This is a genomic window from Burkholderia sp. BCC0044 (genome assembly GCF_902832955.1).
GTDB lineage: Bacteria > Pseudomonadota > Gammaproteobacteria > Burkholderiales > Burkholderiaceae > Burkholderia.
In genome coordinates this window covers 948,384-974,832 of the sequence record NZ_CADFDO010000003.1, presented here as the reverse complement: position 1 = coordinate 974,832, position 26,449 = coordinate 948,384, and the positions used below count along the sequence as shown (strand labels likewise).

At 67.5% G+C, this 26,449-nt stretch carries 22 protein-coding genes and 1 pseudogene; 14 read left to right on the top strand and 9 right to left on the bottom strand.

From position 1 onward, the window contains the following. Positions 1–101 precede the first annotated feature (101 nt). Positions 102–1,052 (top strand): LysR substrate-binding domain-containing protein, encoded by a 951-nt coding sequence (locus HWX14_RS21340; RefSeq protein ID WP_175884361.1) that lies wholly within the window; start codon positions 102–104, stop codon positions 1,050–1,052. A gap of 18 nt (positions 1,053–1,070) precedes the next feature. Here the strand turns inward: HWX14_RS21340 and HWX14_RS21335 are convergent, their stop codons facing one another. Next, positions 1,071–1,547, bottom strand: a complete 477-nt coding sequence (locus HWX14_RS21335) for an OsmC family protein (protein ID WP_175884360.1) — start codon at positions 1,545–1,547, stop codon at positions 1,071–1,073. 131 nt (positions 1,548–1,678) lie between these two features. On the opposite strand from HWX14_RS21335, the gene HWX14_RS21330 reads away from it, so the two are divergent. Continuing rightward, on the top strand, positions 1,679–2,320 hold the full coding sequence (locus HWX14_RS21330; RefSeq protein ID WP_175884359.1) for a GntR family transcriptional regulator: 642 nt from the start codon (positions 1,679–1,681) through the stop codon (positions 2,318–2,320). A 99-nt stretch (positions 2,321–2,419) separates the two neighbouring features. Here HWX14_RS21330 and HWX14_RS21325 read toward each other — a convergent pair whose 3' ends face one another. The 4 genes from HWX14_RS21325 to HWX14_RS21310 all read right to left on the bottom strand — a co-directional run bounded on the left by HWX14_RS21325 (position 2,420) and on the right by HWX14_RS21310 (position 7,631). Next, a complete protein-coding gene (locus HWX14_RS21325; RefSeq protein WP_175884358.1) occupies positions 2,420–3,835 on the bottom strand; it encodes a family 1 glycosylhydrolase in 1,416 nt (471 codons plus the stop codon). 113 nt (positions 3,836–3,948) lie between these two features. Continuing rightward, entirely contained in the window at positions 3,949–5,508 is a 1,560-nt protein-coding gene (locus tag HWX14_RS21320; protein WP_244130294.1) for a cellulase family glycosylhydrolase, read from the bottom strand. A gap of 215 nt (positions 5,509–5,723) precedes the next feature. Continuing rightward, positions 5,724–6,431 carry a TetR/AcrR family transcriptional regulator gene (locus HWX14_RS21315; protein ID WP_175884356.1) on the bottom strand — a complete coding sequence of 236 codons (708 nt, stop codon included), beginning with the start codon at positions 6,429–6,431 and terminating at the stop codon, positions 5,724–5,726. 144 nt (positions 6,432–6,575) lie between these two features. Further along, entirely contained in the window at positions 6,576–7,631 is a 1,056-nt protein-coding gene (locus HWX14_RS21310) for a LacI family DNA-binding transcriptional regulator (RefSeq protein ID WP_175884355.1), read from the bottom strand. 188 nt (positions 7,632–7,819) lie between these two features. On the opposite strand from HWX14_RS21310, the gene ugpC reads away from it, so the two are divergent. The 5 genes from ugpC to HWX14_RS21285 all read left to right on the top strand — a co-directional run bounded on the left by ugpC (position 7,820) and on the right by HWX14_RS21285 (position 14,166). Next, the gene (gene ugpC / locus HWX14_RS21305) at positions 7,820–8,968 is read left to right on the top strand and encodes a sn-glycerol-3-phosphate ABC transporter ATP-binding protein UgpC (protein WP_175884354.1); all 1,149 of its coding nucleotides are present in this window, start codon (positions 7,820–7,822) and stop codon (positions 8,966–8,968) included. Between the two features lie 9 nt (positions 8,969–8,977). Further along, a complete protein-coding gene (locus tag HWX14_RS21300) occupies positions 8,978–10,969 on the top strand; it encodes a beta-galactosidase (protein ID WP_175884353.1) in 1,992 nt (663 codons plus the stop codon). A 66-nt stretch (positions 10,970–11,035) separates the two neighbouring features. Continuing rightward, complete coding sequence (locus HWX14_RS21295) at positions 11,036–12,295, top strand: extracellular solute-binding protein (RefSeq protein ID WP_175884352.1); 1,260 nt, start codon at positions 11,036–11,038, stop codon at positions 12,293–12,295. A gap of 54 nt (positions 12,296–12,349) precedes the next feature. Continuing rightward, positions 12,350–13,294 carry a sugar ABC transporter permease gene (locus tag HWX14_RS21290; protein ID WP_175884351.1) on the top strand — a complete coding sequence of 315 codons (945 nt, stop codon included), beginning with the start codon at positions 12,350–12,352 and terminating at the stop codon, positions 13,292–13,294. Between the two features lie 20 nt (positions 13,295–13,314). After that, the gene (locus HWX14_RS21285) at positions 13,315–14,166 is read left to right on the top strand and encodes a carbohydrate ABC transporter permease (protein ID WP_175884350.1); all 852 of its coding nucleotides are present in this window, start codon (positions 13,315–13,317) and stop codon (positions 14,164–14,166) included. 171 nt (positions 14,167–14,337) lie between these two features. Here the strand turns inward: HWX14_RS21285 and HWX14_RS21280 are convergent, their stop codons facing one another. Further along, the gene (locus tag HWX14_RS21280) at positions 14,338–14,736 is read right to left on the bottom strand and encodes a nuclear transport factor 2 family protein (RefSeq protein ID WP_175884349.1); all 399 of its coding nucleotides are present in this window, start codon (positions 14,734–14,736) and stop codon (positions 14,338–14,340) included. An 81-nt stretch (positions 14,737–14,817) separates the two neighbouring features. On the opposite strand from HWX14_RS21280, the gene HWX14_RS21275 reads away from it, so the two are divergent. Further along, positions 14,818–15,759: a LysR substrate-binding domain-containing protein gene (locus HWX14_RS21275; RefSeq protein ID WP_175884348.1), complete on the top strand. Its 942-nt coding sequence runs from the start codon at positions 14,818–14,820 to the stop codon at positions 15,757–15,759. An 81-nt stretch (positions 15,760–15,840) separates the two neighbouring features. Here HWX14_RS21275 and HWX14_RS21270 read toward each other — a convergent pair whose 3' ends face one another. Continuing rightward, on the bottom strand, positions 15,841–16,224 hold the full coding sequence (locus HWX14_RS21270; protein WP_175884347.1) for an ATP-dependent protease: 384 nt from the start codon (positions 16,222–16,224) through the stop codon (positions 15,841–15,843). A 174-nt stretch (positions 16,225–16,398) separates the two neighbouring features. Next, positions 16,399–17,853 carry a DEAD/DEAH box helicase gene (locus HWX14_RS21265; RefSeq protein WP_175884346.1) on the bottom strand — a complete coding sequence of 485 codons (1,455 nt, stop codon included), beginning with the start codon at positions 17,851–17,853 and terminating at the stop codon, positions 16,399–16,401. Positions 17,854–17,925: 72 nt separating this feature from the next. On the opposite strand from HWX14_RS21265, the pseudogene HWX14_RS36565 reads away from it, so the two are divergent. The 6 genes and pseudogenes from HWX14_RS36565 to HWX14_RS21240 all read left to right on the top strand — a co-directional run. Beyond that, a pseudogene (locus tag HWX14_RS36565) lies at positions 17,926–18,205 on the top strand (hypothetical protein); the annotation flags it as partial. Positions 18,206–18,233: 28 nt separating this feature from the next. Continuing rightward, positions 18,234–18,638 (top strand): heme-binding protein, encoded by a 405-nt coding sequence (locus HWX14_RS21260; protein ID WP_175884345.1) that lies wholly within the window; start codon positions 18,234–18,236, stop codon positions 18,636–18,638. A 329-nt stretch (positions 18,639–18,967) separates the two neighbouring features. After that, complete coding sequence (locus tag HWX14_RS21255) at positions 18,968–21,142, top strand: malate synthase G (protein ID WP_175884344.1); 2,175 nt, start codon at positions 18,968–18,970, stop codon at positions 21,140–21,142. Between the two features lie 558 nt (positions 21,143–21,700). Continuing rightward, positions 21,701–23,266 carry a sensor domain-containing diguanylate cyclase gene (locus HWX14_RS21250; RefSeq protein ID WP_175884343.1) on the top strand — a complete coding sequence of 522 codons (1,566 nt, stop codon included), beginning with the start codon at positions 21,701–21,703 and terminating at the stop codon, positions 23,264–23,266. A 174-nt stretch (positions 23,267–23,440) separates the two neighbouring features. Next, on the top strand, positions 23,441–24,826 hold the full coding sequence (locus tag HWX14_RS21245; protein ID WP_175884342.1) for a cache domain-containing protein: 1,386 nt from the start codon (positions 23,441–23,443) through the stop codon (positions 24,824–24,826). Positions 24,827–24,857: 31 nt separating this feature from the next. Beyond that, positions 24,858–25,502, top strand: coding sequence for a response regulator transcription factor (locus tag HWX14_RS21240; protein ID WP_175884341.1), 645 nt, complete (start codon positions 24,858–24,860; stop codon positions 25,500–25,502). A 91-nt stretch (positions 25,503–25,593) separates the two neighbouring features. Here HWX14_RS21240 and HWX14_RS21235 read toward each other — a convergent pair whose 3' ends face one another. Then, the gene (locus HWX14_RS21235) at positions 25,594–26,190 is read right to left on the bottom strand and encodes an ABC transporter substrate-binding protein (RefSeq protein WP_175884340.1); all 597 of its coding nucleotides are present in this window, start codon (positions 26,188–26,190) and stop codon (positions 25,594–25,596) included. Positions 26,191–26,449: the final 259 nt, after the last annotated feature.

The following is a 26,449-nucleotide window of genomic DNA, read 5'->3' as shown; positions in this document are numbered from 1 at the left end:
GTGACGGGATACCGGCGCAGTCTAGGCAGAATTTTGATAACTGGCTAATGACGATTTAGGCGATTACGATATCGATTCAGATATCGATATAAACCCGTACGATGACCGAAGCCAGCCCGTGGGGAAACCGCGCCCGCCTGAAGACGCGCCAGTTGCTGCTGCTCGTCGCGCTCGCCGACGAAGGCAGCATTCACCGCGCGGCGGCCGCGCTGAACATGACGCAGCCGGCCGCGTCGAAGCTGCTGCGCGAGCTCGAGGAATCGATCGGCGCGGTGCTGTTCGAGCGCCTGCCGCGCGGGATGCGGCCGACGCTGTACGGCGACGCGCTGATCCGCCACGCGCGTGCGGCGCTCGGCAGCCTCGACCAGGCGCGCGAGGAGCTGGCCGCGCTGAAGGCCGGCCATCTCGGCCACGTGGCGGTGGGGGCGATCACGTCGCCGGGCCTGCGGCTCGTGCCGCCGGCCGTCGCCGCGGTGAAGGGCACGCATGCGGGCCTGCACGTGTCGGTCGAGATCGACACCAGCAACGTGCTGCTCGAACATCTCGCGCAGGAAAAGATCGACATCGTGCTCGGCCGGCTGTCCGCCGAACACGACAAGCTGCGCCTGCGCTACGAGCCGCTGACCGGCGAGTCGGTGGCCGCAGTCGTGCGGCCCGGCCACCCGCTGCTCGCGCAGGCGCCGCTGTCGCTCGCGGACGTGCAGCGCGCCGCGTGGGTCGTGCCGCCGGCCGGCAGCGTGCTGCGCCACCGCTTCGAGCTCGTGTTCCAGCGCGCGAGCCTCGCACCGCCGGCGAACGTCGTCGAGACGGCCGCGCTGCTGTTCATCACGCAGTTGATCGAGCAGAGCGACATGATCGCGGTGCTCGCCGAGGACGTCGCGCGCTACTACGCGCGGCACGGGATCGTCACGATGCTGCCGCTGGAGATGGATTGCCGGATGGACGATTTCGGGCTCATCACGCGCACCGACCGGCTGCATTCGCCGGCCGTCGCGGTGATGGTCGATGCGATTCGGGCGGCGGCGCGCGAGGTTTACGGCGTCGCGCCGTGACGACGGGGCGGCGATTTCCTATTCAGCGGCGAATTCGATCACCGGTTCGCAGCGAATCGGGAAATTGACCGAATTCGCGATATAGCACTGCGCGTGCGCGTCGTGATGCAGATGCGCCGCGCGTTCACGATCGTCGCCGGCCCGAATCGTCACCTGCGGGCGCAGCACGATGTCGGTGAAGTGCCCGGCTCCGGCGCCATCGAGCATCGTGCCTTCGGCGTGGTCGACGTAGGCCAGCACGCGGATGCCTGCCTCCGAACACAGATGCAGATACCAGAGCTTGTGGCACGCCGATGCCGACGCGAGCAGCAGGTCTTCGGGGTTCCAGCGCGCCGCGTCGCCGCGGAACGCCGGGTCCGACGAACCGGGAATGTCCGGCTTGGAACCGGCCCGGATCACGTGATCGCGGCCGTACTCGCGATACCCCGACGTGCCGGTGCCCCGATTGCCCGTCCACTCCACTGCGACGCGATAGTGATGTTCGCCCGATGCCATCTCGCTCTCCATTGATGTCGGTTGCCTTGACCGTACCGGACGCCGTTGAGCGGCGCCTGCCGGTAGTCGCCATTGTGGCATCGGATGGTCGTTTGGTATACCATTATTCCAAATTAACGAAACACGCAGGCATGGAAGCCAAACTCGACTCCACCGCGGACGCGGTCGCCGCGTCGCTGCGCGACATGATCATCAACGGCGAACTGGCGGCCGGCGAGCGGCTCGTCGAGCGCGACCTGGCCGAGCGGTTCGGCATCAGCCGGATTCCGATGCGCGAGGCGATCCAGCGGCTGGAACGCGAAGGCTTGCTCGATATCTTCAGAAATCGCGGCGCGGTCGTGCGGATGCTGAGCGCGTCCGACGTGCAGGAAATCTACGATCTGCGCGTGCTGCTCGAAGGCGACGCGATCTACCGCAGCGTGAAGCGGCTCGACGACGAAACGCTCGCGCGCGCCGAACTCGTGCATCGGCTGCTCGGCGATGCAACCGTGCCGCGCCGGCAAGGCGAACTGAACCGCGAATTCCACGCGTTGCTGTATGCGTGCTGCGGCAACGCGCGGCAGTTGAAGTCGATCGCCGAACTGCGCAGCCAGGTCGAACGTTACGAGCGCCTGCAGGCCACGCTGCTCGCCGATACGCCGTCGTTCCAGGTCGAGCACGAAGAGATTCTGCAGGCGTGCCACGAACGCAACGCACGCGCGGCACGCGCGATGACGGTCGCGCATCTCGAATCGGCGAGAAGCATCGTGCTGCGGCTCGTCGAAGGCGGCTGAGGCCGGTGCACGGCGCGGGTGCGTCGCGCGCGCCGGGCTTGCGAACGGGATTTCATGCGATGACGAGGGCCGATGACGAATCGGGAAAGCCGCCGCGCATCACGCGACCGCGTTCTGCGCGATGCATCGCGAGTAGTACGCAAGGCTGCGTTTGGGCGTACGAACCTGCGTGTCGAGATCGACGTGCACGAGACCGAACCGCTTCGAAAACCCCTGCCCCCATTCCCAGTTGTCGGTGGCGGCCCAGTAGAACAGCCCCTTCAGCCGCACACCTTGCCGACAGGCATCGTGTGCCGCGCGCAGGTAGCGCGACAGGCAGTCGATGCGCGGGCCGTCGTCGACGACGCCGTCATGCGGCGCCGGATCGTCGAGCGCAAAGCCGGTTTCGGTGATGTAGATGTCCGGCGCGCCGTAGTCGCGATGCACGCGCAACAGCATCTCGGTCATCCCGTCCGGCTCGACCTGGAAGTACGCGGTGCGCGGCAGATCGGCCGGCGGCTCGGCTTGCTCGACGCCGAACGGCGCCGATGGATTGGCGCGTGCATAGATGCGCGAGTAGTAGTTCATCCCGAGGAAATCCGGCTTCGCGGCAATGATGTCCGTGTCGCCCGGCCGGACGAGGCCGGCGAGCGAATGCATGAGCGGCTCGGGATAACCGCGCCCGTACAGCGGATCGAGGAACGCGCGATTCCACAACACGTCGACGAGGCCGGCCGCCTTGCGGTCTTCGTCGCGCGGCGCCGCCGGGCGCACCGGCTGAAGGTTGATCGTCGTGCCGATCCGCGCGTCGCGCAGGTTCGCACGCAGCGCCTGGAATGCGAGGCCCTGCGCGAGGTTCTGGTGATGCATCGCCGCGAACACGCCTGCCGGCGACCGCAGCCCCGGCGCATGCACGCCCATCCCGTAGCCGCGCAGCGCGAGGCTGTTGGGCTCGTTCAGCACGATCCAGTGCTTCACGCGATCGCCGAGCCGGCGCGTCACCCGATCGGCGTAATCGGCCAGTCGATAGGCGATGTCGCGACTCCGGAAATCGCCGGCCCAGACCGGCGTATCCCAGTGAAAGAGCGTCGGAAACGGCTCGATGCCGCGGGCCAGCATCGCATCGATCATCCTGTCGTAGGTGGCGAGGCCGGCGTCGCTCGGCGCGCCAGGCCCCTGCGGCTGCACGCGCGGCCATGCGATCGAGAAGCGGAATGCGCGAATCCCGGCTGCCGCCATCCACGCGATGTCGGCCGGATAGCGCCGCTCGAATTCGGCGCAGCGTGCATTGGTCGAGCCGTCGGCGATCGTGCCGGCCCGATCGGCAAATTCATCCCAGTTGCTGCGTCCGCGGCCGTCCCGGCTCTCCGTTTGCGCGGCCGACGCCGCGACGCCCCACACGAAATCGTCGGCGAAGCGAGCGTTGTCGTCGCGCGCGAACGCTGGCGCGCAGGCCAGACCGGCTGCTGCCGCGCCACCGGCGCGCAGAAACGTGCGGCGCGCCGACGAGCGTGGAATGGACGTATCGATAGGCATTGATGTCTCCATGTGGCGACGGACGACCGCGTGCGGTGCGGTGTCGCGTTAATCAAGCAATACACACTGCTTTTAAATGACGTGCGGACGGTGCACGCTGCGACGGCCGCCGATTACGGTGCCGGCGTAACCTCGACGACCACCTCCGCCGCATCCGCGTGGGCGGCCACCCGCAGCGCGCGCGCGTTGGGCGCGGATGTGACCGTTCCACCCGTCACCCGCGCGCGATAGCCGTGCGGATAGCGGTAGTCCGGCACGAAGATCTGCGTCGTCGCGCCGGGCCGCAGCGCCGGGCCGGCCGGCCGCGTCGCATAGCGCAGCTCGAAGTGCTGTGTCGTCGGGTCGAAGCGCCAGCGCGTCGGCGTGCCCGCGATCGCTTGCGGATAAGGGCGCACCAGCGCGTCGCGCACCGACTGCCACGACGCGGCCGTGGAATCCGCGGGAACGGGAAAGCGCCAGTAGATCCACGGGATCATGTCGCGGTCCGCGGCGTCCGCCATCCGCTCGGCCCGGCGGCCCGACGGATCGGGTGCATCGAGGCCGCTGAATTCGGTCATCAGCAGCGCTTCGCCGGTCGCATCGACACGGGCGAGCGCATTGCCGAACACGCGCGCCTCCTTGTCCGCGTCGGTCCCGCCGAGTAGCGGCGCAAGCCGTTCGGGCAACGCAGCCTGGCCGGCGGGTAAGGCCGTGCCAATAGCTTTCGCGAACTGATCGATCTTCGACGCGTAGTTGTGGAACGCGAAGCCCGAGCGCGCATCGCCTGGGTCGAGATGCGTCGGAAAGCCGAGATTGAACAGCGGATTAGGTTCCTGAAAGACCAGCGTGTTGCGGTCCGTGTCGCGAATCGCAGCCCGCAGCGTACGGTTGAAAACCGACATCACCTTCTGGTCGAACCCCGCGCAACCTTGCGGCCCCGCGCAGTCGAGCCAGCGTGTGCCCGGCCACGGTTCGTTCAGCAATTCGTAGCCGAGCAGGTAAGGCCGGCCCGCAAAGCCGGCGGCGACATGCCGCCACGCGGCGGCGAAACGATCCGCTAGCCCGACGCCTTCGGGCCCGCGCGCATTCCCGTAGAGATCGTCGAACGCGCGGTTGATCGCCTTCGACGTGACGTAGTAGTACGGGTGGCCGGGGTTGACGTTCGGCAAGCCGTCGTCGAGCGCCATCCAGTCGGCGAAGCCGTTGTTGATTTCGGCCCCGGGATTGCCCGCCGCGACTTCGCCGCGGCGGCGTTCGGGGGCGAACCGGCGCGAGTAGCCATCCTGATGCATGTCGAGCAGCGTGTAGATGCGGCGATCCGCGAGTTGCTGCTGGGTGCGGGCGAGCGAAGCCAGATAGGCGCCGTCGTAGCGTCCGGGCGCGGGTTCGAGCTGTTGCTGCGCGACGCCCAGGCGCACGGCGTTGAAGCCGTCCGCCGCAAGCCGGTCCATTTCCTTCGCGCCGAAACCCGCGGCTTCCGGCGCATACGGGGGTTGCTTGACCACGACGTTGACGCCATGAACGATCAGCACGCGCCCGTGATCGTCGATCAGCCAGCGGCCGGCATGCGAGACGGAGGAGGAGGAAGCGCCGGTGTCCGCGCGATCGGCATCGGCGGCCTGCGGCGTCATGCTCGCGCAGGCGGACAGCATCAGGAGGGTCGCGGCGAAGCCGGCGGTTCGGTACAGGGGCATTGCTCGGGTCATGTCGGCAAGAATCCGTGATCGGGTCGCGCAGGAATGCGTATCGGTTCGACGCATTGCCATCAGCGACAGCGCAGCCACGAACATGCATGGGCTGCAACATACAAGTAGGCTATATTGCTTGTCAATTGAGCAAACCGAGCGGTGTCTCGAAATGCGGAGCGGCCGGCGCCATGACGCGCGCGGCCGGAATCGTCAGCGGAATATCAGCGTGAAGCGCGCCGCTTGCCGGTTTTCGTGGGGGCTTGCGCGGGAGATTGCGTCACGTCCGTAATTTGTCCAAGCGCGATGTCACGCCAGAGCGCAAACGCGGCCCGCGCCGCGGCAGGGTCACCGCCCGTCACGACGTCGATGGTCAGCCCGCGAATCATCGATCCGCCCAGCAACTGCAGTTGCGTGATCTTGAGCGCGGTCGCACGATCGAAACCCGCGACGACCTCACGCATCAGTGTGCGAAACCCCTCGTCGAACGGCTGCAGGATACGTGTCACGGCCTCGTCGAGTTCCTTGTCGGCGCGCCGCGCCAACTGGATCTCCATGCTGGCGGCGAACAGCGGCGTGCCGATGAGCGCGCCCGCGACATCGAGCATCCGGTCGATCCGCTCGAGCGGCGTCGTCGCGCTGCGCGACGCGCGTTCGAACTGCGCGAAGCGATCGCCGGTGAGCCGCTCCTGCACCGCGGCCATCAATTCGGCCTTGGTCGGAAACTGGTGCTGCAGCGCGCCCATGCTGACGTCGGCTTCGCGCCGGATCGCGAGCGTCGTCGCGCCCGAATAGCCTTCCTTGTGCAGCAGCGATATCGCGGCGGCAATGACGCGTTCGCGCGTCGCGTGGCTGCGTTCCGCCTGCGTCTGCCGGCGTGCGCGCGCCGTGCCGGAAGCCGTTGCCGCACCTGTCTTGACGGTTTTCTTCATTCACGTATGGGGTCGAGCGCCGAAGTGGCGCGGGTCGGCCGTCGGGCACAGCCGCTGGCGGTTTGGATCGCTGCTGCCGGCGGCTGTCCACGGATGCGGATTCTACCAATGAACCTCGCGCCGCCACATGGCCCGTTCGCGGCCTTACGAACCGGGCGTATGCACGGCCTGGTGCGTTGCGCGGCCGTGCACCGGCCCGGTCGTGCCACGCACCGTCAGCGTCGGCAGCGACGCGACCCGCACGCGCGACGCGTCGTCGCCCTGCCCGCCGGCCTCGCGCAGCGTATTGAGCAATTCGACCGCGATGCCGGCCGCCTCGGCGGTCGGGATCGCGACGGTCGTCAGCGTGGGCCGCGTGTCGCGGGCGAGATGGATGTCGGTGATGCCGACGATCGACAGATCGTCGGGCACGCGCCTGCCGCGATCGGCCGCCGCATGCATCGCGCCGATCGCCGGCAGGTCGTTGGTCGCGACGAGCGCGGTCAGTTCGGGATGCGCATCGAGCAATTGCCCGGCCGCGCGCACGCCGCCCTCGATCGAATCGTGCCCGGCGCCGACGCGCGACGCGTCCAGCCCGGCTTCGCGCATCACGTCGACGCAGCCGTCGTAGCGCGCGGCCTGCACGCCGTTTGCCGACCCGCCGACGATCACGCCGATCTCGCGATGGCCGAGTTCGAGCAGATGCCGCGTCGCGATCCGTCCCGCCTCGCGGAAATCGATCGCCACGCACGGCAGCCCGTCGGGCGGCGCCTCGGGCCGCTCCCACAGACACAGCACCACCGGCACGCCGCGCCGCGCGACGTCGACCAGATCCGGCAGGTGCAGGTTCGCATTGGTCACGAGAATCCCTTCGGAGATCGTGCCGGCGATCTGGTCGAGATACGCGCGCCCCTGCAACGGATCTTCGTTGGTATTGCAGACGACCAGGAACTGCCCGTTGCGGCGCACCGCGCGCTCGACCGCCAGCGCGAACTCCGGATAGAACGGGTTCGCGATGCTCGATACCATCAGCGCAACCGTCGGCGCACGCCCTTCCGCCAGCGCCCGCGCGGCGAGATGCGGCCGATAGCCGAGCGCGTCGACCGCTTCGAGCACCCGCGCGCGCGTCGCGTCGCCCACCCGGCCGCGGCCGCGCAGCACGTTCGACACCGTCGCGGCCGTCACACCGGCGCGGCGCGCCACTTCATCCAGAGTTGCCATCGTGTGCTCACTATATGAGACGTCGATCCAGTATTTGCTTCGCTTACCGAAGCGGCGCACTATCGCCGCACACCTTGCCGCCCGACCGACGGGCGCGACTCGGCCGCGATCACGTCGCCTCTTTTTTGATCGCGATGATTAAGCGCTTAATCAAGTAGTGCGGCGCATTAGAACATGGAGCGGAGACAATGGCGAGCATCTCGATGCGGCGCGTGCAGAAAGCCTACGGCGAGCACGCGCCGGTCATTCGCGACGTCGATCTGGAGATCGGCGCGCACGAGTTCTGCGTGTTTCTCGGGCCGTCCGGGTGCGGGAAATCGACGCTGCTGCGCATGATCGCCGGGCTCGAGGATCTGAGCGCGGGCGAGCTGTCGATCGACGGCCGCCGCGTGGACGACGTGCCGGCCGCCGAGCGCGGCGTCGCGATGGTGTTCCAGAGCTACGCGCTGTTTCCGCACATGACGGTGTACGAGAACATGGCGTTCGGGCTGAAGCTCGCGCGCGTACCGAAGGCCGAGATCGACCGGAAGGTGCGCGACGCCGCGCGCATCCTGCAGCTCGACACGCTGCTCGAGCGCAAGCCGAAGGCGCTGTCGGGCGGCCAGCGGCAGCGCGTCGCGATCGGCCGCGCGATCGTGCGCGAGCCCGGCGTGTTCCTGTTCGACGAACCGCTGTCGAACCTCGACGCGGCCTTGCGCGGCCAGACCCGCGTCGAAATCGCGAAGCTGCACCGGCAGTTCGAACGCGCGAGCGTCGTCTACGTGACGCACGACCAGACCGAGGCGATGACGCTGGCCGACAAGATCGTGCTGCTGCACGCCGGCGCGGATACCGCGCAGCACGGCAGCATCGCGCAGGTCGGCGCGCCGCTCGACCTCTACCACCATCCGGCGAGCCGCTTCGTCGCGGGCTTCATCGGCTCGCCGCGGATGAACTTCCTGCCGGCCGTCGTGACCGCGTGCGACGCGCGGCGCACGACCGTCACGCTCGTGCCGTCCGGCGAAACCTTCGTGCTGCCGCGCGACGGCTCGGCGCTCTCCGCCGGCGCCGCCGTGACGCTCGGCATCCGCCCCGAACACCTGATGCTCGGCGCCGCGCCCGACGCGACGACGCTCGCGCGCGACGTCGCGCTCGTCGAACGCCTCGGCGAGCAGACCTATGTGCACCTCGACCAGCCCGGCGGCACGCCGCTGATCGCGAAAGTGCCCGGCGACGCGCAGGTCCGCACCGGCGAACGCGTGCACGTGCACGCGCCGGCCGCGGCCTGTCACCTGTTCACCGAAGACGGCCGCGCGGTGCCCGCGCGCGCCGACCTTCCCGTCCACCACTACGCATAAGGATCGGGCATGCGCCTCGGAGTCTGTTACTACCCGGAACACTGGCCGGAATCGATGTGGGCCGACGACGCCCGCCGGATGAAAGCGCTCGGCATCGACCAAGTGCGGATCGCCGAATTCGCATGGAGCCGCATCGAGCCGTCGCCGGGCGAATACGACTGGGGCTGGCTCGACCGCGCGGTCGACGTGCTCGGCGCGGCCGGCCTCGAGATCGTGATGTGCACGCCGACCGCCACGCCGCCGAAATGGCTGGTCGACCGCCATCCCGACATCCTCGCGATCGGCGCCGACGGCCTGCCGCGCAAGTTCGGCTCGCGCCGCCATTACGACTTCTCGTCGCCGACCTATCTCGAAGCGTCGCGCCAGATCTGCACGGCGGTCGCCGAACGCTACGGCCGCCATCCGGCCGTGCGCTACTGGCAGACCGACAACGAGCTGGGCTGCCATCAGACCGTCGTCAGCTACTCGCCGGCCGCGCTCGTGCGCTTCCGCGAATGGCTGAAAGCGCGCTACGGCACGATCGACGCGCTGAACCGCGCGTGGGGCACGGTGTTCTGGAGCATGGAGTATCGCCATTTCGACGAAGTCGACGCGCCGGTGGGCACCGTGACCGAAGCCCATCCGTCGCATCGGCTCGACTACCGGCGCTTCGCGTCCGACGAGCTCGCGCGTTATCACCGGATGCAGGTCGACGTGATCCGCGCGCACTCGCCGGGCCGGCCGGTCGCGCACAACTTCATGCAGTTGTTCACCGAGTTCGATCATTACGAAGTCGCGCGCGACCTCGACCTGGCGACGTGGGACAGCTACCCGCTCGGCGCGCTCGAGGAGCTGTGGTTCGCGCCCGACGTGAAGGCGCGCTGGCTGCGCACCGGCCATCCGGATTTCGCGTCGTTCAATCACGACCTGTATCGCGGCATGTCGAAGCTGCCGTTCTGGGTGATGGAGCAGCAGCCGGGCCCCGTGAACTGGGCGCACTGGAACCCCGCGCCGCTGCCGGGCATGGTGCGGCTGTGGAGCTGGGAAGCATTCGCGCACGGCGCCGGCTGCGTGTCGTACTTCCGCTGGCGGCAGGCGCCGTTCGCGCAGGAACAGATGCACGCGGGCCTGAACACACCCGACAACCAGCTCGACGAAGGCGGCCGCGAAGCGCAGCGCGTCGCGCAGGAAATCGCCGCCGTGCTCGATGCCGACGCGGATGCCGACGCGAACGGCTCGGTACGCGCGCCCGTCGCGCTGGTGTTCGACTACGAAGCGAAGTGGCTGTTCGAAGTACAGCCGCAAGGCGCCGATTTCCACTACCCGCGCTTCGCGTTCGAGTACTACTCGGCGCTGCGTTCGCTCGGCCTCGACGTCGACATCGTTTCCGCACATGCACAGCTCGACGGCTACCGGCTCGTCGTCGTGCCGCCGCTGCCGATCGTGCCGGACGATTTCGCGTCGCGGCTCGCCGCATCGGGCGCGCACGTGGTATTCGGCCCGCGCACCGGCTCGAAGACGGCCGACCTGCAGATTCCGCCTGCGCTGCCGCCCGGCCCGCTCGCGTCGATCCTGCCGGTACGCGTGTGGCGCGTCGAATCGCTGCGCCCGAACGTGACGGAGCGAATCGACGGCACGCTGCGCGACGGTTCACCGCTCGCGGGCGAAGCGCGTCACTGGCGCGACCTGGTGGAGCTCAACGACGACGCAAGCAGCGTCGTGCGCGCACGCTTCGCCGACGGTCACCCGGCCTGCGTATCGCACGGCGCGCTGCATTACTGGGCCGCGCTGTTCGACGACGCGACCACCGCGCGACTGTTCGCCGATATCGCGGCCGAAGCCGGCCTGGCCCCGACGCCGCTCGGCGATGCCGTGCGCGTGAGCCGGCGCGGCGGCCTGACTTACGTGTTCAACTACGCCAGCGCACCGCACACGGTCGACGCGGTGCCGCCGTCCGCGTTCGTGGTTGGCGCCGCGCAGGTCGAGCCGCAAGGCGTGGCCGTGTATCGAAGCCGTTCGTAGCAACCGCCCCGGCGCCGCCACGCGCCGGTCACGCACAAACAACGACACACAGGACTGGAGACACTCATGACCCATCGCCCCCTTCGCGTCGCTGCCCGCCTCGCGACCGCCGCCGCCATCGCGTGTGCATCGTTCGGCGCTACGACGCCCGCCGATGCCGGCACGCTGACGATCAACATCGCGTTCAAGGGCGCGAGCCAGCGCGCCGTATGGCAGTCGACGATCGAAGCGTTCCACAAGGCCCATCCCGACATCGACGTGAAGCCGACCTTCGTCGACGAGGAAGCGTACAAGGTGCAGCTCCCCGCGTGGCTCACGACCGTCGCGCCGGACGTCGTGAACTGGCACGCGGGCGAGCGGATGGCGTACTACGCGAAGCGCGGGCTGTTCGAGGACCTGAGCGGCGACTGGGCGAAGAACGGCTGGGACGCGATGTACGCGTCGACGCGCAGCGCCTCGTCGTACAACGGCAAGCAGTACGCGGCGCCGACCGTCTACTACTCGTGGGGCCTCTTCTACCGCAAGGACCTGTTCCGCAAGGTCGGCATCGCCGACGAGCCGAAGACCTGGGACCAGTTTCTCGACGCGTGCAAGAAGCTGAAGGCGGCCGGCATCACGCCGATCGCGATCGGCGGCCGCGACGCGTGGACGCTCGCCGGCTGGTTCGACTATCTCGACCTGCGCCTGAACGGCAACGCATTCCACCAGCAGCTGATGGCCGGCGACGTGCCGTACACCGACCCGCGCGTGAAGAAGGTCTACACGACGTGGAAATCGCTGATCGATTCGGGCTACTTCATCGACAACGCGCTGTCCTACGATCTCGACGGCGCGCAGCCGTTCCTGTTCCAGGGCAAGGCCGCGATGATGCTGATGGGCACCTTCATCGCAGCCGGCTTCCCGCCGAACGTGAAACCGGACATGGGCTACTACCGCTTCCCGATCATCGATCCGAAGGTGCCGACCGCCGAGGACGGCCCGGTCGAATCGCTGCACATCCCGACCAAGGCGAAGAACAAGGCCGACGCGCACACGTTCCTCGCGTTCGTCGAAACGCCCGAGATGGGCGCGAAGCTCGCCGAAGGGCTCGGCTCGCTGTCGGCCAACAGCAAGTCGCCCGAGCCGGCCGATCCGATCTCGCGGATCGGCTTCCGGATCCTCGCCGACACGAAGGGCGGCGTCGCGCAGTTCTACGACCGCGACATGACGAAGGAAATGGCCGACGAAGGGATGAAGGGCATGCAGCAGTTCCTCGCGAACCCCGCGCAGCTCGATACGGTGCTCGCGCAGCTCGAACAGACCCGCAAGCGGATCTACAAGAAGTAACCGCGTGACCCCACCGGCGGCCGCGCGCCGCCGTGTCCGTTCAGGAGGCTTGCCGTGTCCAGTCCGATCACGTCCCCCCCGCCCGCCGGCACCGCGCCGCCGCCGCGCGGCTCGTCCGCCAACGCGTTGCCCGCGCGCCGCCCGTCGCCCGCCGTGCGGCGGCAACGGCGCGCCGCGTGGCTCTTTCTCGCGCCGGCCTGCGCGATGGTGGCCGTCTATGTGGTCTGGCCGATCCTGTCGACGCTGTGGCTGAGCCTGTACAACTGGGACGGGATGACCGAGCGCACTTTCGTCGGCCTCGCGAACTACGCGGAGCTGCTGCATGCGCCCACGTTCTACACGGCGCTGCGCAACAACGTGATCTGGCTCGTGCTGTTCATGCTCGCGCCGCCGCTCGGCCTCGCGCTCGCGCTGTACCTGAACCAGGCGGTCGGCGGCATCCGGCTCGTGAAGTCGCTGTTCTTCGCGCCGTTCGTGCTGTCGGGCGTGGTCGTCGGGCTGATCTTCTCGTGGTTCTACGATCCGACCTTCGGGCTGCTCGCGCTCATCGCCGGGCACGGCATTCCGGTGCTCGGCGACGCGCGCTACGCGACCTTCGGCATCGTGTTCGCCGCGCTGTGGCCGCAGACGGCGTACTGCATGATCCTGTACCTGACCGGCCTCACGTCGGTCAACCCGGAACAGATCGAGGCCGCGCGCATGGAAGGCGCGCGCGGCTTCGCGCTGCTGTGGCACGTCGTGCTGCCGCAACTGCGGCCGACCACGTTCATGGCGATCGTCGTTACGGTGATCGGCGCGCTGCGCAGCTTCGACCTGATCTCGGTGATGACGGGCGGCGGCCCGTTCGAGAGCTCGACCGTGCTCGCGTATTACATGTACGACCAGGCGATCAAGTACTACCGGCTCGGCTATTCCGCGTCGATCGCGGTCGTGCTGTTCGCGATCATGCTCGTCTACATCGTGTTCCAGTTGCGCCGCATGCTGCGCAACGAGCAGTGACTTCCGGGAGTTCACTCATCATGTTTCCGACACCCGTTGCCCACTGGAAGCCGGTATCGCGCCGGCTGTACAAGCTGTCGCTGCCGGTCGCGCTCGTGATCTGGCTGCTGCCGATGATCGCGGTGTTCGTCACGTCGGTGCGCTCGACCGAGGAACTCGTCGAAGGCCATTACTGGGGCTGGCCGCGGCATTTCTCGATGATCGAGAACTATCGCGATGCGCTGACCACGTCGCCGATGCTGCATTACTTCTGGAACAGCGTGCAGATCACGGTGCCGTCGGTCATCGGCTCGATCGCGCTCGCGTCGATGGCCGGCTTCGCGCTCGCGACCTACCGGTTTCGCGGCAATACCGCGCTGTTCGGCACGTTCGTCGCCGGCAACTTCGTGCCCGTGCAGGTGCTGATGATTCCGGTGCGCGACCTGTCGCTGCGGCTCGGCGTATTCAATACCGTCGAAGCGCTGATCCTGTTTCACGTCGCGTTTCAGACGGGGTTCTGCACGCTGTTCCTGCGCAACTTCATCAAGCAGTTGCCGTTCGAGCTGATCGAGGCGGCGCGCATCGAAGGCGCGGGCGAATGGACGGTGTTCTGGCGAATCGTGCTGCCGCTGATCCGGCCGGCGCTGGCCGCGCTCGCGATTCTCGTGTTCACGTTCGTGTGGAACGATTACTTCTGGGCGCTGTGCCTGACGCAAGGCGACGAGGCCGCGCCGATCACCGCGGGTGTCGCGGCGTTGAAGGGGCAATGGACGACGTCGTGGAATCTCGTTTCCGCCGGGTCGATTCTCGCCGCGCTGCCGTCGGTCGCGATGTTCTTCGCGATGCAGAAGCACTTCGTCGCGGGGCTCACGTTCGGCGCGACGAAAGGCTGAACGCGCGCCGCTCGCGCTTTCGAATCTCCCCCTCCGCATCGTGAGGTTGCCCGCTTCGGCGGGCTTTTTTCGTTGCGGATTCGGGCGGGGCTCGCTCGGCGAACCCGGTCCGCCGTCCAGGCTTCAACGCGCGTGGACGTCAGGGCGCGACTTTGCTCGACATCGATTCAACTACGCATACTTGTCGCCGACCGTACTGCGAATCGGATGGGTGTCGTAGACGATGATCATCCGTTCGATCAGCCCCGCGATGTCGAACTCGAACACGTCGACGCACTCGAAGCGCGCCACCGAACCGTCTTTCAGGCCCCAGTCGTAGATGAAGTAACCTGTCGCACGTCGAGCCCCGCTCGTGCTGACGCAGATGTCGATCGGCGTAATCCTGCTTTCTCCCGACGCGGCAGCGACCTTCGCAAAGAAGGGCTCGGGATGCATCCAGCCGAGAAATGGCGAGAAAATCCGCGCGTCCGGCGTGAATAGCGCGCAGATCGCACCGACATCGCCTCGCTCCAGTTCCCGAAGGTAAGCGCGAACCTGTTGCGTATAGCGTGATTCCGACGTTGAGTCCAAAATTATCCTCCGATCATTCGTTGACGCCCCGTTCATCCATAAGAACGGGGCACCCGGCAGACGCACGATAGCGACGCACCGATGACCGAACAATCGAAAAATTTGCAACCCGGGTATGCGGCGCATGCATATCCGCTGGCCGACCTGACGCGGCCGCTCCCGCCGTTGGCGGCGATTCAGTCGTTCGTCGCGGCGGCGCAGCTCGGCAGCGTCAGCAAGGCCGCGGATCATCTATGCCGGACGCAAGGTGCAGTGAGCCGCCAGATACAGCAACTGGAGACGCATTATCGATGCGCGCTCTTTGTGCGCCATGTATCGGGCCTGACGTTGACGCCAGAAGGAAATGCACTGCTGACGGTCGCGGTCAACGTGCTCACGCAATTGGTCCAGCACGCGGACGTCCATGCACGGGCGACCTCGGTGCTCACGTTGAAGTTGCCGTCCACGTTCGCCATTCGCTGGTTGCTCCCGCGACTGCCGGACATTCATCGCGCGACGAGCGGCACGGAGCTGCGTATTTCGACCTCCGCGGACGATACGCCGGATTTCACGACGTCCGACGTCGACGCCATCATCGTGCGCGGCACGGGGCAGTGGACCGGTATGGAAGCGGTACCGCTATTTCCCGAGACGCTCACGCCGATGTGCGCGCCCGCACTGGCGACATCGCTGCGATCCGTTGCCGACCTTGCGCAGGTCGATTTGCTCCATCCGGGGCCGAGCCACGCGGAATGGAAATGCTGGCTCGATCACGTCGGAGCACGCCAGATCGACGCGGGACGCGGGCTCGTATTCGATACCCTCGAATTGACGCTCGCGGCATCGACGGAAGGCCACGGCATTGCAATCGGCGACCCGCGAATGGCGCGAGACCGGCTCGGCGCCGGATCGCTGGTGACACCGTTCGAGGAGGTGGTTGAAGACGGCCTTTCCTACTTCCTCGTCTATCCGCCCCAACGTGCGGCACAACCGAAAATTCGGGCCCTCGCCGACGTCTTGCTACGCCTTGCGCGAGAAGACTGATTGATAGGCGAGAGGCCGGTACCTGGGTGGGGTTGACATTCACATGGCGCACCCAACGTACCGGCGAATGACAGGCCCGGGTCAGAGATCCCCGCGCACTTCCCCGGTGCCCAGCGCGTTCCGCTGCCGGTTGACTTCCGCCCACAGCGCGTCGCTGTCGTCGTCGCGCAGCACGATCATCCAGTCCAGTTGATCGTCGGTCACGCCGAAGTACTCCCGAATTTCCCGCCGAACCCCATCGATGAACGCCGCGTATTCCGGGGTGGCCTGCGCCCGCGCGTGCAGAGCGTCGTATTCCGCATCGTCCACGCCGCCGCCGTGCTCGTCGATATAGCGCGAGATCCACTGGTCTCGTTCGTGGTCGTAATCGGCTTCGGCGCGCATCGCTTGCACGGCCGTGTAGAAATCCAGTTGGGCAAACGCGGCGATCGCCGCCGTTGTCGCCTCGTCGAATGTCGTCGTCATTCCATCTCTCACTTCAGTCATCGCACATCATCGGTCACGCCGCGAAGCCCCTTATCGCGGGCGGCTTCAGGTCGTCGACGAGAAAACCGGCAGTCCCGTTCCGAACCACCCATATTCGTTCACTGCGTCGAACGGTTCAACCGTATCGGGCACCTTGAAAGGGAAGGATTCAAGCTACCTGGACGGTTTGCCAGGTTTGCCGCGACCACCAGCGGATTTGCCGGACGCCTTCCCCGTCGCCGGCTTGCCAGCCGGTTTGCCGCGCGGCTTCTGCACGCTGAACGGGCTACCGATGGTGTAGTCCGGGCCTTGACCGGCACCATTGGCCACCGCGTGCTGCGCCCCGGGCTTGCGCTTGCCTTCGCCACCTTGCGTAGGCGGCTTCTTGCCCGGCGCCTGCCTGGCGACCGGTGCAGCTTGCGGCACCTTGGGCTTCTTCGGCTTTTTGGGTTTCTTGATGATCTGACCCGTCGCGCTGGTTTCCGGCACGCGGTGTTCGGCTTCGAAACCCGGCTCTTCTTCCCGGCGCAGCGTCTGCCGGATCAGCGCTTCGATCGCGGCCAGTTGCGGCGCTTCATCGGCGCACACGAGCGATACGGCCACCCCGCTCGCGCCCGCGCGGCCGGTGCGGCCGATACGGTGCACGTAGTCTTGCGCGACGATCGGCAGATCGACGTTGATCACCAGCGGCAGATCGTCGATATCCAGCCCGCGCGCCGCCACGTCGGTGGCGACCAGCATCTGCACTTCACCCGTCTTGAAGCGCTCCAGCGCACGCAGACGCGCCGGTTGCGGCTTGTCGCCGTGGATCGTGTCGACCGCATAGCCGGCTTTCTCCAGCATGACCGCCAGATAATCGACGCCATTGCGGGTCTTGACGAACACCAGCGCGTGCTCCCACTTGTTTTGGGCCACGAGGTGCATGAAGAGGTCGGGCTTGTTCCGCTTGTCGACCGGCACGACCCACTGCTTGATCTTGCTGGCCGTCGCGTTGGGCGGGCTGACGCTGATATCCACCGGGCTGCGCAGAATGCCGGCCGCCATCGTGCGGATTTCGTCGGAGAACGTGGCCGAGAACAGCAGCGTCTGGCGCTTGGCGGGCAACGCGGCAAAGACCGCGTCGAGTTCGCGCGCGAAGCCGAGATCGAGCATGCGGTCGGCTTCATCCAGCACCAGCGTCTGGACCTGATCGAACTGCACGGCGTTCTGGCGATTGAGGTCGAGCAGGCGGCCCGGCGTCGCGACGAGCACGTCGACGCCCTTGCGCAGCTTCATCATCTGAGGATTGATGCTCACCCCGCCGTAGGCGGCCAGGAATCGCAGATCGAGGCCCTTGCCGTACTCGACGAAGCTTTGCAGCACCTGTTCGGCCAGTTCGCGCGTGGGCACCAGCACCAGCACGCGCGCACGGTTGCTGGATACCGCCGGGCCGTGTTGCACCAGCCGTTGCAACAGCGGCAGCGCAAAGCCGGCCGTCTTGCCGGTGCCCGTCTGGGCGGCGGCCATGACGTCCTTGCCGCCGAGCACGACGGGAATCGCCTTGGCCTGCACCGGCGTGGGTGTCTGGTAATTGAGGCCCTGCAGATTACGCAGCAACGGCTCGATCAGGCCGAGCGAGGCAAAAGACATGGACGTGTTCCGGGCTAAAACCGCAATTCTAGCGGTTACCGGGCGGGCCAAGCCTCGTCCGCTCACGCCCCTCGTTCGAGCCGCAACGTCGACGCGTGGTGGCCCGCGGTCGAAGCCGGCGCGGAAGCGATCGTGCCGACCGCAAGCGGCCGCGGCGCGTTCGTGAAGGAATACGGCGACCTGTTGCGCTCCGACCCCGTCTATGGCGGAGAAGGCGCGGCGCGTCGGCGCGCTCGCACACGCGCAGCCGGAATCGATTGTCACCGTCGACGTTGGCTGCCAGACTCATCTGCACGACGCGGGCCGCACACCCGTGCGTCACTGGATCGAGCTCGTCGACAACCGGCTGGTCAACCGACCGCCGCTTCCGGAGGAAAGCCATGCAAACGAAACCCGAACTCGAACTGGCCGACGCCGAGCGCATGCTCGCCGCCGCCCGCGCGGAAGCGGAACGCCACGGCTGGGCCGTGTCGATCGCGGTCGTCGACGACGGCGGCCACCTGCTCGCGTTCGCGCGGCTGGACGGCGCATCGCCGGCCAGCAGCGCCATCGCGCAGGACAAGGCGCGCGCGGCGGCGCTCGGCCGTCGCGAGACGAAGGCGTATGAGGATATGATCAACGGTGGCCGCACCGCATTCCTGAGCGCGCCGCTGTCGGGGTTGCTCGAAGGCGGCGTGCCGGTCACGGTCGGCGGCCGGATCGCAGGCGCGATCGGTGTGTCTGGCGTAAAGTCCGAACAGGACGCGCAGATCGCCCGCGCCGGTACACAAAGCGTCGTGGCCTAGGGCCTGTTCACGCTAATAACGGGCTTGCGAACGTGCCTTTCCGCCCGCAGGGCAAGAAGAGAGGAGGCGCAATAGCCGTAGCTATTGCAACGACGAACGACGCCGCCATGCGGGCGGAAAGGCACGTTCCCCTGTTTGGAGAAAATCGTTCGTGGGGCTGGCCCCCAGAAGGGCCGATCGCCGCGTCATGCTCCTCGCGAATACGTCGAGTATTCGCTTCGTCGCAATCCTTGCGCTCGGCCCTTCTGGGGGCCAGCGCAAGCCCGTTATTAGCGTGAACAGGCCCTACAGCCAACGCGCGCGTTTCTCATTCCCCGGGAGGAATCACGATGATCGACCAAGCAGGACTGCAAGTCGCGCCAGCGCTGAGCCAGTTCATTGAAAACGAAGCGCTGCCGGGCACCGGCATCGACAAGGCCGCGTTCTGGAGCGGTTTCTCGGCGCTGGTGCACGACCTCGCGCCGCGCAACCGCGAACTGCTCGCCGAACGCGACCGCCTGCAGCAGGAACTCGACGCGTGGCATCGCGCGCACCCCGGCCCGGTACGCGACCATGCCGCGTATCGCGCGTTCCTCGAACAAATCGGCTACCTCGTGCCGGTCCCGTCGAACGTCGCGGCAGCCACCGCGAACGTCGACAGCGAGATCGCCACGCAGGCCGGCCCGCAGCTCGTCGTACCGCTGTCGAACGCGCGCTATGCGCTGAACGCCGCGAACGCGCGCTGGGGCAGCCTGTACGACGCGCTGTACGGCACCGACGCGCTGCCGGAAGACGGCGGCGCCGAACGCACCGCGGCCTACAACCCGACGCGCGGCCAGCGCGTGATCGACTACGCGCGCAACGTGCTCGACAACGCGGCGCCGCTCGCGAGCGGCTCGCACCGCGACGCGCTGCGCTACCGCGTGCAGGACGGCCAGCTCGCGGTCGAAACCGCGAAAGGCGTCGTGCACCTCGCGCAGCCGGCGCAGTTCGTCGGTTACCAGGGCGCGGCCGACGCGCCGTCCGCGATCCTGCTCAAGCACAACGGCCTGCACCTCGAGATCCTGATCGACGCATCGACGCCGATCGGCCGCGCCGATCTCGCGAACGTGAAGGACGTCGTGCTCGAAGCCGCGGTCAGCACGATCATCGACTGCGAGGATTCGGTCGCCGCGGTCGACGCCGACGACAAGGTCCAGCTCTACCGCAACTGGCTCGGTCTGATGCAGGGCACGCTGGTCGAGGAAGTCGCAAAGGGCGGCAAGACCATCACGCGCCGTCTCAACGCCGACCGCGACTACACGACGCCGGCCGGCGGCACGCTGTCGCTGCACGGCCGCTCGCTGCTGTTCGTGCGCAACGTCGGCCACCTGATGACCAACGGCGCGGTGCTCGACCGCGACGGCAACGAGATTCCGGAAGGGATTCTCGACGGCGTCGTCACGACGCTGTGCGCGCTGCACGACCTGAAGGCAAAGCGCAATTCGCGCACGGGCTCGATCTACATCGTGAAGCCGAAGATGCACGGCCCGGTCGAAGTCGCGTTCGCCGATACGCTGTTCGCGCGCATCGAGGATCTGTACAACCTGCCGCGCAACACGCTGAAGATGGGCATCATGGACGAGGAGCGCCGCACCAGCGTGAACCTCGCCGCGTGTATCGCCGCGGCCGCCGCGCGCGTCGCGTTCATCAACACCGGCTTCCTCGACCGCACCGGCGACGAGATGCACACCGCGATGGAAGCGGGCCCGATGATCCGCAAGGGCGACATGAAATCGTCCGCGTGGATCCAGTCGTACGAGCGCAACAACGTGCTCGCGGGCCTGTCGGCCGGCCTGCGCGGCCGCGCGCAGATCGGCAAGGGCATGTGGGCGATGCCGGACCTGATGCAGGCGATGCTGGAACAGAAGATCGCGCATCCGCGCGCCGGCGCGAACACCGCGTGGGTGCCGTCGCCGACCGCCGCGACGCTGCACGCGCTGCACTACCACCTCGTCGACGTGCAGGCCGTCCAGCAGGAACTCGAGAAGACGCCGTACGCGAGCGAGCGCGACGCGCTGCTCGAAGGGCTGCTGACCGTGCCGGTCGTCGAGCGCGCCGCGTGGAGCGAGGCCGAGATCCTGAGCGAAGTCGAGAACAACGCGCAGGGCATTCTCGGCTACGTCGTGCGCTGGGTCGAACAGGGCGTCGGCTGCTCGAAGGTGCCGGACATCCACGACGTCGGCCTGATGGAAGATCGCGCGACGCTGCGCATTTCCAGCCAGCACATCGCGAACTGGCTGCGCCATGGCGTGATCACCGAGGCGTTCGTGCTCGACGTGTTCAAGCGGATGGCGCGCGTCGTCGACCAGCAGAACGCCGGCGACCCGAACTATCGTCCGATGGCGCCCGACTACGACCGGTCGACCGCGTTCAAGGCCGCGTGCGCGCTCGCGCTGCAAGGCACGTCGCAGCCGAGCGGCTATACCGAGCCGCTGCTGCATCGGTTCCGGCTCGCGTTCAAGGCGCAACAGCACGGCGCATGAATCTGGGCATGCGGGCCTCGTCCCGCATGCCGGGTGCCGGTCGTACACCGGCCTTGCGAAACGGGCAGCCCTCACGGCTGCCCGTTTTCATATTCGCGTTCACCCGACCGTTGAAACCGATAATCGGCACATATCGCGCGCTTTTGCGTGCGACGCCGCCCGCCGTTAATCCGCGGGAATCCGCCGCCGCATGCCGCGCGCGCTTTCCCGCCGCACCGCAAAGCCTTGCGTCACAACGATCCGGCCGATATTGGCAAGCCCGGGATTACGCCATAACTTGATCCCGATCAACGGCTCGCAACATTTTCCGCGCACGCAAACACGCGCGTTATACTCCGTGGAATTCGCCTTGCGCGATTCGTCAGACCGTCGAATTGCAGCAGATATTACCTATGAATATAGGGTTTATCCGGCCGCGATGGTCGATAATCGGTGCCGGTTTTCTCCGCTGAACGAAGGGCAGGCACGGGAAGGGCTGCGCACCGGGTCGCCGCCGGTAGTCATACGAACAATCGCATCGGCCCGCCGCCCGGCGACGATGCCCCCGATCCACGGACCATGGCAGAAACCGACTACGCAATGCCCAGCGAATCCGGCCTGACGAGCCGTGTCGCCGCTCATCTGCGCCGGTTCCTCCTGCCGCACCTGATCTTCTATACGGGGCTGCTGATCGCGCTGGTCCTGCTACTCCTGTGCGGGATCGTGCTGTACGAAGGCCGCATCGACGCGCGCGACCGCTCGCGCAGCATGCAGCAGAACCTCGCGCTGATGGCGTCGTGGGACATCGAACGCAACATCGAGATCTATTCGCTGTCGCTGCAGGCGGTCGTCGAAGGCGAGAACGACCCCGAGGTCGCCCGGCTGCCGATGCCGTTGCGCCGCCAGGTGCTGTTCGACCGCGCGACGACGGCCAAGTACCTCGGCGGCATCTACGTGCTCGACCCGAAGGGCGACATCGCGGTCGACGGCAAGAGCGACGTGCCGCGCAAGGCCAACTTCGGCAACGAGCCGTACTTCACCGTGCACCGCGACCACCCGGACGTCGGCCTGTACGTCAGCGATCCGTATCATTCGCGGCTGCGCGGCGGCTCGCCGAGCATCGCGCTCAGCCGGCGGATCACGCGGCCCGACGGGTCGTTCGGCGGCGTCGCCGTGATGTCGATCCGGCTCGAATATTTCCAGAACCTGTTCTCGCGGCTGTCGCTCGGCGATCGCGGCTCGGTCGCGCTGATCAACACGGACGGCAGGATGGTCGCGCGCGAGCCGTACGACCCCAAGATCGTCGGCCGCGACATCAGCCGCGCGAGCACGTTCCGCCAATTCATGACCGCCAGCGAAGGCAGCTTCGCCGACACCGCATCGATCGACGGCGTGCGGCGCCTGTACGTGTTCCGGCACCTCGACGGCCTGCCGCTCATCGTCATGGTCGCGCGCTCGGAAGCGGACACCTACGCCGCGTGGTACGACCGCGCGATCCCGATCGGCTCCGCGATGGTCGTGCTCGCGATCGGCTTCGTCGGCTTGTCGCTGCTGCTCGACGTGCAGCTGCGCAAGCGCCATCGCGCGGAAACCGAGCTGCAGGCGCTCGCGCGCACCGACGGCCTGACGGGCCTCGACAACCGCCGGATGCTCGACGTCACGCTCGCGCGCGAATGGCGCCGCGCCGCGCGCTCGCAACATGCGCTGTCGCTGCTGTTCATCGACGTCGATTACTTCAAGCACTACAACGACACGCAGGGCCACCAGGCCGGCGACGACGCGCTCGCCGCGGTCGGCCACTGCATCGCCGGCTGCCTGCGCCGCCCGGCCGACTATGCGGCGCGCTACGGTGGCGAGGAATTCGTCGTGGTGCTGCCGGACATCGACGCGGACGGCGCGGTGACGATCGCCGAAACGATCCGCACGGGCATCCTCGATCTCGGCATCCGGCACGACGCCGGCACGGTCGGCCGCCTGACGGTGAGCATCGGCGTGACGACCAGCTATCCCGAACACGACGACAACATCCAGGCCGCGCTGAAACGGGCCGACGATGCGCTGTATCGGGCGAAGGAAGGCGGGCGCAACCGCATCGTCGTGCAGACGGCCGCGCCGGCCGACGACCTCGAATCGCGGCGGGCCTAAGCATACGGGCGGCAGCGGGCGGCAGCGGGCGGCCGCCGGGCCGCCGCCGTCCGCATGCGAAATCACCGACAATATCGGCTCGATACGCCGCCGCGCGGCCGATGCGCGTCGCCGGCCGCATCTGGCCGGCCGCACCTGGCCGGCCGCACCGGTTCGCCGCCGCTTCGCACCACCATGAGACTCAAGGCAAAGATCTTCCTTCTGGCCATCGTGCCGTTCCTGCTCGCGATCGCCGGCATCGGCTTCGGTGTGCGCCAGCAGGCGACGTCGCTCGCGCGCACGCAGCACGCGACGATCCAGGCCGCGTACCTGTCGAGCAAGGAAGTCGAGCTGAAACACTACGTCGAGCTCGCGACGAGCGCGATCATGCCGCTCTACGACGCGAGCGGCCGCAATGCGCGCGACGACACGCTGCTGCGCACCCAGGCGCTCGCGATGCTGCAGAAGATGGATTTCGGGCCCGACGGCTATTTCTTCGTCTACGACCTGCACGGCAATTCGCTGATGCATCCGCGCGAGCCCGAGCGCGTCGGCCACAACTTCTGGTCGATGCGCGACCCGCAGGGCGCGCTGACGATCCAGAAGCTGATCGGCGCGGCGTCGCAGGGCGGCGGCTACGTGCGCTACGCATGGCAGCGGCCGTCGACGGGCCGCGTCGCGCCGAAGCTCGGCTACGTCGTCGCGCTCGAGCGCTGGGGCTGGATGGTCGGCACCGGCATCTATCTCGACGACGTCGACACCGCGCTGCAGCGCATCGACGCGCGCGCGTCCGCGAACATCGAGCGCACGATGAGCTGGCTCACCGCGATCGCGCTCACCGGCGCGGCGGCGATCGCCGTGTGCGCGCTGGTGCTGAACGTCAGCGAGTCGCGCAGCGCCGATGCGAAGCTCAAGCTGCTCGCGCAGCGCGTCGTCGAATCGCAAGAGCAGGAGCGCGCGCGGCTGTCGCGCGAACTGCACGACGGGATCAGCCAGATGATGGTGTCCGCGAAGCTGATGCTCGAATCCGCGCTCGCGCGCTTCGAGCGCGGCACGTCGCGCGTGCCCGAAGCCGAACAGGCGCTCGCGTCGGGCGTCGGGCGGCTCGGCGACACGCTGCGCGAAGTCCGGCGCATCTCGCATGCGCTGCGGCCGTCGATGCTCGACGATCTCGGCCTCGCGGCCGCGCTCGAGCAACTCGTGCGCGAGCTGGGCGCCGAAAGCGGCATCGACATCGGCTACACGCAGGTCGCGCACAGCGGCACGCGGCCGCTGCCCGAAGCCGTCAATACCGCGCTGTTCCGGATCGCACAGGAAGCGCTGAGCAACATCGTGCATCATGCGCGGGCGTCGCGCGCGGCCGTCACGCTCGACGTCGGCGCGCAATCCGTCACGCTGACCATCGCCGACAACGGCTGCGGCTTCGACGCCGAACGCTCGCAGGCCGACGCCCGCCGCGGCATCGGCCTGCGCAACATGCGCGAGCGCCTCGACGCGCTCGACGGCACGCTGACGATCACGTCGCAGGTCGGCCATACCGTCGTGGCCGCGCGCGTGCCGCTGCGGCGCGCGGCCGTCTGAGCCCGCGCACGCTATAACCGGAGACTTGCCCATGAGCGCCCCCGATACCGCCCGGCCCGCTGCCCGACTGCTGCTCGTCGACGATCACCCGCTCGTGCGCGACGGCTTGCGGATGCGGCTCGAAGCGGCCGACCTGTCGGTGGTCGGCGAGGCCGGCAACGCGGACGAGGCGCTCGCGCTGGCCGCCTCGCTCGAACCCGATCTCGCGCTGATGGACGTCGGCATGAACGGAATGAACGGCATCACGCTCGCGGGCGTGTTCCACGAGCGTTTTCCGGGCATCCGCGTGCTGATGCTGTCGATGCACGACAACATCGAGTACGTGACGCAGGCGGTGCGCGCCGGCGCGAGCGGCTACCTGCTGAAGGATTCGCCCGCGAGCGAGATCGTCCGCGCGATCGGCGCGGTGCTGGCCGGGCAGACGTTCTTCAGCGAAGGGCTGGCCGCGCGGATGATCCAGGCCAGCGCGATGGCATCGCCGCTGGACCGGTTGACGCCGCGCGAACGCGACATCCTCGACGCGCTGGCCGAAGGGCTGTCGAGCAAGCAGATCGCGCAACAGACGGGGCTGTCGGTGCGCACGGTCGAGACGCATCGGCTCAACCTGAAACGCAAGCTGGAAATCGAAGGGCAGGCCGAGCTGATCAAGTTCGCGGTCGAGCATCGGCGGCGGTAGGCGCGAACCCGGACGCAGTCCACGCGCCGCCATGAAAAAAGGACGCCCGAGGGCGCCCTTCGTGCATCCGGACCGCGGCCTTGCAACGCCGTCAGTTCGTCCGCGAATTGTGCTTCTGCAGATACGCGATCAACCCGTCGATCCCGCCCGTCGCGAGCTGGCTCCTGAACTGGCCCTGGTAGACCTGGATCAGCCACGCGCCCGACATGTCGATGTCGTAGATCTTCCAGTCGTTGCCGACCTTGCCGAGACGATAGCCGACCGACTGGCTGTCGCCCGGCGTCGTGACCGTCGACTGCACGAGCGCATCGGCGCCCGACGCGCCGCCCGGCTTGAACGAGAACTTCGCGTCCTGGTTGCCGAGCTGCGCGAGCGACGCGGCATAGGTGCGCGTCATCAGCAACCGGAACTGCTTGTACAGCTCCTGCTGCTGTTGCGGCGTGGCCTGCTTCCACGCGTCGCCGACCGCGATGCGGGTCGTGCGCTCGAAGTTGGTCACGGGCAGGAAGCGCTGCTCCACGACCTGCGTGATCTTCGCCATGTCACCGCCGCGCGCGGCCGGATCGGCCTTCATCGCATTGACGGTGCCCTCGACCGCCGTGCGGACGATATCGACCGGCGCGCTCTGCGCGAAAGCGGAAACCGACACGGCGGCCGCCGCGACGAAAGCAAACAGATGACGTTTCATACAAATTTCGCACTCGATGGGAAAAAACGGCCGACTCTTTGCATTGGCCGGTGGAGCAAAGTATACCGGGCTCGACGTCCCGTTGCCGCGCGGTGACCGACTGTTACCTTTCAGCGCCGTTTGTCACAGGGGCAAAGGGCGCGGCGGCGTGTCGACGCATCGCCGCGGCGATTATGTCAATATCCCCATACAAATGAACCGGCCGATCCGATTGCCACGCCGGTAGCAAATATCCTTCCCGCCCCGATTCTCCGCAACG